A 9,688-nucleotide genomic window follows, 5' to 3' on the forward strand; every position below is an offset into this window, starting at 1 on the left:
GCGTGCCGGTTCGACCCCGGCTCGGGGCACCACGAAGATTCGATATGTCACATTACAACGCTCCCTTTGAAATCCATGTCCACGGTCAGGTGCTGCTGAGGGCCGATGTGGACTTCAGCCAGATACAGGCGGCGCTCAAACCCCTGTGGCAGTACGCCGGGGCGCGTTCTCTGGCCGATGGCGCCGCCAGCGCCTACGAGGAAGAGCCAGGCATTCAGTTTGACGCCAAAACGCACATGCTGCAGCTTTGCTGGACAGTGCGTGGCGATGAGGATTTCCGCCATTCGCTCGATGAGATGTGCATGAGCCTCAATGAACTCGCACAGCAGGGCGCGGCCATCGAAGTCACCTTCTACGACGCCGAGTTTGACGAAGAAGAAGCGCCCGAGGACGAAGAGGCACGCGACGATTTCGTTATGCTCTTCGTAGGCCCTACGCCTGCGGCCATCATGCAGGTGCAAAGGGATTTGCTGGTGCAGGACGTGGTCAACCTCATGGAACGCCACTTTGACGGCTCCGAGCTGGCTGGCGTGGTATCCGAGATCGACAAGCTGTTCTCGCAGCGCTTTGATGCGCTGGTGAGCTCACTTGAGATCGGTAAGCCACCGCGCGGCATGGGCGGCAATGGGCATGGCGGTGGCCGTCGCCCGCGCCATCTGCACTGACCTGCGCACCGCCTGAGTACGCATGGGCTTGTGACCGCTGCGGTCGCGAATGCAGTGTTTTATGCTCGACAGCACAGGCTGATGACGTGATCCACTGTGCCAGCTTGTGGCCCTCGCGCCAAAGCGTTTGCGCCATCCTTGATGGGCCATTGCCCTGCCCCGAGCAGCACCATGTCCGCAACACACCCCGATGATCTGCTGGCCCAGGTGGCAGCCTTGCCGCCGCTGCCGGGTGTGTATCGCTATTTCGATGCGCAGGACATGCTTCTGTACGTGGGCAAGGCGCGCAACCTGAAAAAGCGGGTCAGCAGTTACTTCACCAAACAGCACGGTGGCACGCGTATCGGCCACATGGTGAGCAAGATCGCCAGGCTGGAGACGACCGTAGTGCGCTCCGAGGCCGAGGCGCTGCTGCTGGAGAACAACCTCATCAAGTCGCTAGGGCCCAGATACAACATTCTTTTTCGCGACGACAAGAGCTACCCCTATCTGAAGATCACCGGCGTGGCCGCCAAGGACGGTAGCGGCGACAAACCGGGCCAGCGCTATCCGCGCATCACCTACTACCGTGGCGCCGTGGACAAAAACCACCGCTACTTTGGCCCCTACCCCAGCGGATGGGCTGTGAAAGAGACCATCCAGCTGCTGCAGAAAGTGTTTCGCCTGCGCACTTGCGAGGACACGGTTTTTGCCAATCGCACACGCCCCTGCCTGCTCTACCAGATCAAGCGCTGCAGCGCGCCCTGCGTGGCGCTGATATCGCCCGAGTCTTATGCAGGTGACGTGCATGGCGCGCAGGCCCTGCTGCGCGGCGAAACGCAAGAGCTGCTGCAAGCGCTGGAGCAGCGCATGCTTGCGCACTCCGACCGGCTTGAATTTGAGTTGGCGGCAGAGGTGCGCAACCAGATCACCGCCCTGTCGCGCGTACTGCACCAGCAGGCGGTGGAGAGCCTGTCGGACAAGGATGTGGACATCCTGGCCGTCAAGGTGGCGGGCGGACGCGCATGCGTCAACCTGGCCATGGTGCGCGGCGGGCGTCACCTGGGGGATCGGGCGCACTTTCCCGTGCACCTGGAAGATGCCACTGGCGTGTTCCAGTCAGAAGATGCCGACGAAAGCACCCTGCCCGCTGCGGCGCCGCCCAGGCGCGTCGAAGCGCTGGTGCTGGAGGCCTTCATCGCCCAGCATTACCTGAGTGTGGCACCGCCCCCCACACTGATCACCAGCGAACCCGTGGACTCTGCCCTGCTGGAAGCCCTGTCGCAGCAAAGCGGCGTACGCATCAGCGCCGTGCACCAGCCACGCGAGCAGCGACGCGCATGGCTGGACATGGCGCAAAACAATGCCGAGATCCAGCTGGCGCGCCTGCTGGCCGAAGAAGGCTCGCAGCAGGCGCGCACACGCGCTCTGGCAGACGCCCTGGGCCTGGATACCGATAACCTGGACACGCTCACCATTGAATGTTTTGACATATCGCACACCGCCGGCGAGGCCACGCAGGCCTCGTGCGTAGTGTTTCATCACCACAAAATGCAAAGCAGCGAGTACCGCCGCTTCAAGATCGAAGACATCGTCGGCGGCGATGACTACGCGGCCATGCGGCAAGTGCTGACGCGGCGCTACAGCAAGCTGGCGCAGGCGCAGCGCGAGGCCGGTGGAGCAGAAGTGTCCAGCCCCGGCGCACGTATGCCCGACCTGGTGCTGGTCGATGGCGGCAAGGGCCAGGTCAGCGTGGCCCGCGAGGTGTTCTCCGAACTGGGACTGGACTTGTCGCGCATCGTGGGCGTGGAAAAAGGCGAGGGCCGCAAAGTGGGCCTGGAGGAGCTGGTGTTTGCCGACGGGCGTGACAAGGTCTATCTGGGGCGTGATTCCGCAGCGCTGATGCTGGTGGCGCAAATACGCGACGAGGCACACCGCTTTGCCATCACCGGCATGCGCGCCGCGCGGGCCAGAGTGCGCGTGGGCGGCAGCCGACTGGAGGAGATCCCCGGCGTGGGCCCCAAGAAGCGCGCGCGCCTGCTGCAGCGCTTTGGCGGGGTGCGCGGCGTGCAGGACGCCAGCGTGGAGGACCTGGCCACCGTCGAGGGCATCTCGCGCGAACTGGCAGAGGACATCTACCGCGCACTGCGCTGAGCCACGCTTGCCGCGAACCCTTGCGCCGCGTGACACAATCGACACCCATGTTTTTCACCATTCCCACCGTCATGACCTGGACGCGCATCGTCGCGATACCCTTGATCGTGGGGGTGTTCTATGCGCCCATGGAGCCGGCCACGCGCAACCTGATCGCCACGATGATGTTCATCGTGTTTGCAGCTACCGACTGGCTGGACGGCTTTCTGGCGCGCAAACTCAATCAGACATCGGCCTTTGGCGCCTTTCTCGACCCGGTGGCGGACAAGATCCTTGTGTGCGCATCGCTCTTGGTGCTGGTGCACATGCAGCGTGCCGACGTGTTCGTAGCCCTGATCATCATCGGCCGCGAGATCGCCATCAGCGCACTACGCGAGTGGATGGCGCAGATCGGAGCCAGCAAGAGCGTGGCAGTGCACATGCTGGGCAAGGTCAAGACTACCGTGCAGATGATCGCAATACCCTTCCTGCTGTACGACGGACGGCTGTTCAACCTCCTGGACACGGGCGTGTGGGGTACCTGGCTGATCTGGCTGGCAGCCGTGCTCACCGTGTGGTCCATGGTTTATTACCTGCAAAAGGCGCTGCCCGAAATCAGGGCCCGCGTCAGCAAGTAGCGACAAGCCGGGCGCTGCGCGCACCATCCGCAGCCCTGTGTTTACGGGGCACAACGGGCACCGGACATGCCTCGGGCAGGTCGCGAATGGGACTAGAATCCGCACCCTAGTTATCGCATTGGCGGTGTGTCCGATTGACACTTCACATGGCGATGGATTTAATCAGTCGTACTTATTCCTATCGCTACGCCGGCCTCAACCAGCCCCCCGAATCATTGGTCAACCGCCGCGGCGGGGCGCTCAGGCCTGACTTGCTAACAACACCCTTCCACCCTTTTCCCGAGAGGCTTTTTGTGAACAAAACCGAATTGATTGAGCACATTGCCAGCAATGCAGACATCTCCAAGGCTGCAGCAGCGCGTGCGCTGGAGTCCACGATTGAGGCAGTCAAGAAGACCCTGAAGAAGGGTGGTACGGTGTCGCTGGTCGGTTTTGGCACCTTCGCCGTTGGCAAGCGGGCTGCTCGTACCGGCCGCAATCCACGCACGGGCGCCACAATCAAGATCAAAGCTGCTAAAGTACCGAAGTTCCGTCCAGGCAAGGCATTGAAAGACGCCCTGAACTGAATGGCAGAGACAGGGGGGGTGCTTAGCTCAGTTGGTAGAGCGGCGCCCTTACAAGGCGTAGGTCAGCGGTTCGAGCCCGTTAGCACCCACCACCCCCGCTCGCGCAAGGCAAAGGACCCGGAGTTATCCAGGTCCTTTTTTCTTTGCCCGAACTTCTAATGGACATGCCCTATGTCCGGAATGGCAGCCATCAGATCCCTGGTGTAGGCGTGCTGCGGATCGTCCAGCACCCACTGCGCTTCGCCCACTTCCACCAGCTTGCCGCGTTGCATGACGCCGATGTCGTCGCACATGTGGCGGATCACCGCCAGGTTGTGGCTGATGAGCAGGTAGGTCAGGCCAAACTCGTCTTGCAGGTCACGCATCAGGTTCAGCACCTGGGCCTGCACCGACACGTCCAGGGCCGAGGTCGGCTCGTCGCAGATGATGAACTCGGGCTGGCTGGCCAGGGCGCGCGCCACAGCAATGCGCTGACGCTGGCCGCCTGAAAACTGATGTGGGTATTTTTTGGCGTCGTCTGGCTTCATGCGCACGCGGCGCAGGGCTTCCTGCACGCGCTCGGCGGTTTCCGCAGGACCGCTGGTCAGGCCCAGTACCACCAAGGGTTCGGCAATCAGTTGCTCCACCGTCCAGCGCGGGTTCAGGCTGGCGTATGGATCCTGGAAGATCATCTGAAAGCGCCGGCGCATGGCCACGGTATTGGCCGCCGGGCTCCATTTATCCACGCCATCGAACAGAATCAGCCCGCTGGTCGGCGGGGTCAGCCCGGCCACCATGCGGGCCACGGTGGATTTGCCCGAGCCGGATTCGCCTACCAAGCCGAAGGTCGTGCCCTTGCGAATGTTGAAGCTGACATGGTCGGCAGCCTTGAGGATCTTCTTTTCCTCGCGTGCCAAAAGACGCGCCAGCCAGCTGGCCGACAGGTCATAGTCCTTGCATAGGTTTTTGACCTCTAAAAGCGGTTTTACCCAGGTATCACCTGCGCTACCAGCTATTATTTTAGGAGTCAGCGGCACAGACTTGGCGACCGGACCGCCGCCCACCTCCGGCACGGGCAGGCGCTGCAGGCGCTGGTGCACGCTGGGGATGGCGGCCATCAGCACCTGGGTATAGGGCTCGCGCGGGGCGTCCAGCACCTGGCGCACGGGGCCGGTTTCCAGCACGCGGCCCTGGTACATGACCATGACGCGGTCGGCCGTCTCGGCAATCACGCCCATGTCGTGCGTGATCAGCATGGCGGCAGCGCCGCGCTCTTTGCACACGCGGCGCAGCAGGGCGATGATCTGCGCCTGCACCGACACGTCCAGCGCGGTGGTGGGCTCGTCGGCAATGATCAACTCGGGCTCGGCGCACAGGGCCAGGGCAATGGCCACGCGCTGGCGCATGCCGCCCGAGAACTGGTGCGGGTACTGCGCCATGCGCTGGCGCGCCTGGGGTATCTCTACCTCTTCCAGCAACGCCAGGGCGCGGGCCTCAGCCTCTTTTTCAGAGACTGGCAGGTGGGTGCGGATGGTCTCCACCAGGTGGTCGCGCACGGTATAGACCGGGTTCAGGCTGGTCAGCGGATCCTGAAAGATGGTGCCGATGCGCTTGCCACGGATGCGACGCAGGTCTTCGCCGTGCAGGTTGTCGATGCGCAGGCCTTGCAACTCCACCGTGCCGCCACTGATGCGCCCTGGCGCCTCGATCAGGCCGATGACGGCCGAGCCGGTCATGGACTTGCCTGCACCGGACTCGCCCACCACGCCCAGGATTTCGCCGGGCCAGATGTCGAAGGACACCTCATGCAACACATGCACGGGGCCTTTGTAGGTATCGAAGGTGACGCTCAGGTCACGCACGCGCAGCACAGGCACAGCCTGGGCGCTGTTGTCTGCGGTGTTGTTGTTCATTGCAGCTTGGGGTTCAAGGCGTCGCGCAGCCAGTCGCCGACCAGGTTGACGGAAAGTGCCAGGGCCAGCAGCACCAGTGACGGAAACAGCAAGATCCACCATTCGCCAGAGAACAGAAAGCCCTGGCCGATGCGGATCAGGGTGCCCAACGAAGGCGCCGTGGGCGGCAGGCCCACGCCCAGGTACGACAGCGTGGACTCGGCCACGATGGCATGCGCAAAGCTGATGGTGGCGATCACCAGAATGGGCGCCAGCAGGTTGGGCAGGATGTGCTTGGTGAGTATGGCGGCCCGGCTGCGGCCAATGAGCTGGGCAGCCAGCACATAGTCCTTTTGCTTTTCGACCATCACCGCGCCACGCACGGTGCGTGCGTACTGCACCCAGTCAGACAGGCCGATGGCAACGATGATCACCAGCACCGCCATGTCGTCGCGGTAGCCCGCAGGCAACATGCCGCGGGCAATGCCGAAGATCAGCAGCGCCACCAGAATCACCGGGAAAGTGAGCTGGATATCGGCAATGCGCATCAGCAGGGTGTCGAACCAGCCGCCGCCGTAGCCGGCGATCAGGCCCAGCGGCACGCCGATGATGAGCGACAGCGCCACCGCCGACACACCCACGAACACCGACATGCGCAGGCCGTACAGGATGGCCGAGTACACGTCACGGCCCTGATCGTCGGCACCCAGGGGGTAGAACATCTCGCCCATGCCCTGGCTCCAGGGCCGGGTGAAAGCGTCCATCAGATCCAGGCTGGCAGGATCGAACGGGTTGTGCAGCGCCAGCAGCGGCGCGCAGATGGTGGCCAACACCAGCAGGGCCAGCACGCCCGTGGCCACTTGCACCAGGCGCGACCTGGCGAAGGCACGCTTGACGGGCGAATCGCTGGCCTTCCAGCCGGTGGGCACCGGCAGGGGTTTGACGGAATCAGTCATTGCAACCCACTTCAGTTCTTTCGCAGGCGGGGGTCCACCAGCACGTACAAAAAGTCCACGAGCAGGTTGATCACCACGTACAGCAGCGCAATGAACATCAGGTACGCCGCAATCAAGGGCACGTCCACACCCTGCACCGAAGAGATGAACAACAGCCCCACCCCCGGCCACTGGAACACCGTCTCGGTGACGATGGCAAAGGCGATCAGCGAGCCAATTTGCAAGCCGGCAATGGTGATGACCGGGATCAGCGTGTTGCGCAGCGCGTGGCCGAAGTACAAGTCATGCTCTTTCAAGCCACGTGCGCGGCCGAAGCGGATGTAGTCGGAGCGCAGCACCTCCAGCATTTCGGCACGCACCAGGCGCATGATCAGGGTCATGTTGTAAAAACCCAGCGTGATGGCCGGCATGATGAGCGCCGCCCAGCCCGAGGCGGTGAGCAAGCCGGTCTCCCAGCCGCCGATCTTGACGGTCTCGCCGCGCCCGAAGGACGGCAGCCAGCGCAACTCCACGGCAAACAGATAGATCAGGCCGATGCCGATCAAGAAGGTGGGCAACGACACCCCCACCAGCGACACCGTCATGATGGCGCGGCTGAGCCAGCCCTCACGGCGAATGGCGGTGTACACACCCAGCGCCACGCCCACAACCAGGGCCAGCACCGCGGCCGTCAGCGCCAGCTCCAGCGTCGCGGGCAGACGCTCGGCAATGACATCGGCCACGGGCCGCTTGAGCCGGTAGGACACCCCCAGATCCCCCTGCAGCACCTTGCCCACGTAGGCCAGGTATTGCAGGGGCACGGGTTTGTTGAACCCCAGCTCTTCCACCAGGGCTTCACGTTCTTCCAGCGTGGCGTCCTCGCCGAGCAAACTGATGGTGGGATCCCCGATATGGCGAAACACCATGAAAGAGATGAGCGAGACGGCCAGCAGCACCAACGCTGACTGGCCCAATCTGCGCAGCAGATGGATCAGCATGAATTACTTGGCGTTCTTGTTGATCTTCACGTTCTTGAAAAGCAAGGTGTTGTCAGGATGCACGGGCACGTTGATGGCCTTGGTGGACGCGAAGTGGATGACCTGGTCATGCAGCGGAATGTAGAAGCGCTCTTTTTGCACCACGTCCCAGATCTGCTGGATGGTGGCATCGCGCCTGGCCTTGTCGCTTTCCGAGGACAAGGAGATGATCTTCGCGTCCAGGTCGGGGTTGCTGTAGTGGGTGGCATTTTGCGCGCCGCGGCCTTCCTTGCCGCGCGTGGCCACCAGAAAGTCAAAGATGTAAGCCGAGTCGTAGGTGGGCACGCCCCAGCCGTACAGATACAAGTCGCTATCGGCCTTGACGATGGATACGCTGTGCTGCGCGATGGGGCGCGAGGACACCTCTGTCTTGATGCCCACACGGCCCAGGAAGCCTGCAATCGCAGTGCTGATGGCCTCGTCGTTCACGTAGCGGTCGTTGGGCGTGTGCAAAGTGATGGTGAAGCCGTCGGGGTAGCCCGCGTCCTTGAGCAAGGCCTTGGCCTTGTTCACATCGGCCTTGCGGTAGGTCGCCATGGCCTTGGAGTAGCCGTTCACGAACGACGGCGCCATGATGCCCGAGGGGTTGGACAAGCCGCGCATCACCGAGCGCTTGATGGCATCGCGGTCGATGGCCAGCTCCATGGCCTGGCGCACTTTGGGGTCGGCCAGCGGATTCTTGCCCTTGATGTTGCTGGACTTGAGTTCCGGCGAGCCCACGTTCAGCCCCAGAAAGATGGAGCGGTTCTCAGGCCCCTCGTTGATGCGCAGCTTGGTGTCTTGCTTGAGGCGTGCCACGTCCTGGGCAGGAATGTCCTGGGCAAAGTCCACCTCGCCCGACAGCAGCGCGGCCACGCGCGTGGCGGGCGACTTGATGGGCAGGTACACCAGCTCGGTCACGTCCAGCGCAAACTTGTCCTTGCCCCAGTAGTTGGGGTTTTGCTTGAGCACGGTCTTGCTGTCCAGCTCACGCGTCGCCAGCACGAAGGCGCCAGTGCCCATCGCCGCGCGGGTGGCGCCGTTTTCGGACTTGTTTGTCGTGTCCTGAGTCTCGGCAGCGTTGTTGGCCCTGGCCCACTTCTCGCTCATGATGAAGAGATTGGTCAGGTTATTGGGGAAGATCAGGTTCGGGCCCTTGGTCTTGACGTGCACGGTCAGGGCATCCACAGCAACGGCATCCTCCATGGAGGCCAGCAGAGACTTGACCTGGGCATTCGGGCCCTGGGCACGCTTGAGCGAAAACACCACGTCCTGCGCCGTCAGCGTGGAGCCGTCATGAAACTTCACGTTCGGGCGCAGCTTGAACTCCCACACCGACGGGTTGTTGGGCAGCATCTTCCACTCGGTGGCCAACAGCGGCTCCAGCTTGCCGTCAGCAGAGCGGTTGACCAGGGTTTCGTACATCTGGTGCAGCAGCACGAAGTTGGTGCCGGTATTGAAGGCATGAGGATCCAGGGTGGTGGGGTCGGCACTGCGCGCCCAGCGGACGGTCTCAGCCTGGGCTGAAGCCGCACCAGTCAGCAAGCCAATAGCCATCAAGGCAGTACCCAAAGTCTTCAAGATCATCGTCAACTCCAAAAAGTGAGAGGTTTCACGGTATGCCACGGACTGGATGGCGGCTGCCATAGGGTTACGCCTAGAGCGGTGGCGAGAAGCGCACCATTTGTGACCAATGCCCTGCAGAGCCCTTGTTTATAGCCGCGCACTGCCAATCTGGAGGAATAAGTTCATGCGTTTCAAGAGCGCGTTTACCCGCCGGTACCCTTGAAGACCATCTATCCGTAGCCGCACAAGGATGACGTGCTTTTTCGTATGGCTCGCAGTTCAGCCGGAGCGACTGGCGCACGTTTAGAATACGCGGCTT

General features: G+C 62.6%; 8 protein-coding genes and 1 tRNA gene. 5 read left to right on the forward strand and 4 right to left on the reverse strand.

The genetic code is table 11. From position 1 onward, the window contains the following. The first annotated feature begins 44 nt into the window (after positions 1–44). The 5 genes from AB7E35_RS14160 (at position 45) to AB7E35_RS14180 (ending at position 4,073) form a co-directional block, all read left to right on the forward strand. Positions 45–665: a DUF6806 family protein gene (locus AB7E35_RS14160; protein WP_428164218.1), complete on the forward strand. Its 621-nt coding sequence runs from the start codon at positions 45–47 to the stop codon at positions 663–665. Positions 666–836: 171 nt separating this feature from the next. After that, positions 837–2,798 (forward strand): excinuclease ABC subunit UvrC, encoded by a 1,962-nt coding sequence (gene uvrC / locus AB7E35_RS14165; RefSeq protein ID WP_428164219.1) that lies wholly within the window; start codon positions 837–839, stop codon positions 2,796–2,798. A gap of 47 nt (positions 2,799–2,845) precedes the next feature. After that, positions 2,846–3,415, forward strand: coding sequence for a CDP-diacylglycerol--glycerol-3-phosphate 3-phosphatidyltransferase (gene pgsA, locus AB7E35_RS14170; protein ID WP_428164220.1), 570 nt, complete (start codon positions 2,846–2,848; stop codon positions 3,413–3,415). Between the two features lie 293 nt (positions 3,416–3,708). After that, positions 3,709–3,981, forward strand: a complete 273-nt coding sequence (locus AB7E35_RS14175; protein ID WP_428164236.1) for an HU family DNA-binding protein — start codon at positions 3,709–3,711, stop codon at positions 3,979–3,981. A gap of 16 nt (positions 3,982–3,997) precedes the next feature. Beyond that, positions 3,998–4,073: transfer RNA gene (locus tag AB7E35_RS14180), tRNA-Val, on the forward strand. Positions 4,074–4,136: 63 nt separating this feature from the next. Here AB7E35_RS14180 and AB7E35_RS14185 read toward each other — a convergent pair. Genes AB7E35_RS14185 through AB7E35_RS14200 form a run of 4 tightly spaced genes read right to left on the reverse strand, consistent with a single transcriptional unit; the run spans position 4,137 to position 9,390 of the window. Continuing rightward, entirely contained in the window at positions 4,137–5,873 is a 1,737-nt protein-coding gene (locus AB7E35_RS14185) for a dipeptide ABC transporter ATP-binding protein (protein WP_428164221.1), read from the reverse strand. Continuing rightward, positions 5,870–6,808, reverse strand: a complete 939-nt coding sequence (locus AB7E35_RS14190; protein WP_428164222.1) for an ABC transporter permease — start codon at positions 6,806–6,808, stop codon at positions 5,870–5,872. Before AB7E35_RS14190 ends, AB7E35_RS14185 begins: the two co-directional genes overlap by 4 nt. Before the next feature lie 11 nt (positions 6,809–6,819). Continuing rightward, positions 6,820–7,785: an ABC transporter permease gene (locus AB7E35_RS14195; RefSeq protein ID WP_428164223.1), complete on the reverse strand. Its 966-nt coding sequence runs from the start codon at positions 7,783–7,785 to the stop codon at positions 6,820–6,822. A 3-nt stretch (positions 7,786–7,788) separates the two neighbouring features. Further along, positions 7,789–9,390: an ABC transporter substrate-binding protein gene (locus AB7E35_RS14200; RefSeq protein WP_428164224.1), complete on the reverse strand. Its 1,602-nt coding sequence runs from the start codon at positions 9,388–9,390 to the stop codon at positions 7,789–7,791. Between the last annotated feature and the right edge of the window lie 298 nt (positions 9,391–9,688).

Origin of the sequence: Diaphorobacter sp. (genome assembly GCF_050251835.1) — a bacterium.
In the GTDB taxonomy this organism is placed as follows: domain Bacteria; phylum Pseudomonadota; class Gammaproteobacteria; order Burkholderiales; family Burkholderiaceae_C; genus JBFXIE01.

Coding starts and splice junctions, on each gene's coding strand:
- AB7E35_RS14160 (WP_428164218.1), top strand. CDS start 45: ATGTCACATTACAACGCTCCCTTTGAAATCCATGTCCACGGTCAGGTG.
- uvrC (WP_428164219.1), top strand. CDS start 837: ATGTCCGCAACACACCCCGATGATCTGCTGGCCCAGGTGGCAGCCTTG.
- pgsA (WP_428164220.1), top strand. CDS start 2,846: ATGTTTTTCACCATTCCCACCGTCATGACCTGGACGCGCATCGTCGCG.
- AB7E35_RS14185 (WP_428164221.1), bottom strand. CDS start 5,873: ATGAACAACAACACCGCAGACAACAGCGCCCAGGCTGTGCCTGTGCTG.
- AB7E35_RS14190 (WP_428164222.1), bottom strand. CDS start 6,808: ATGACTGATTCCGTCAAACCCCTGCCGGTGCCCACCGGCTGGAAGGCC.
- AB7E35_RS14195 (WP_428164223.1), bottom strand. CDS start 7,785: ATGCTGATCCATCTGCTGCGCAGATTGGGCCAGTCAGCGTTGGTGCTG.
- AB7E35_RS14200 (WP_428164224.1), bottom strand. CDS start 9,390: ATGATCTTGAAGACTTTGGGTACTGCCTTGATGGCTATTGGCTTGCTG.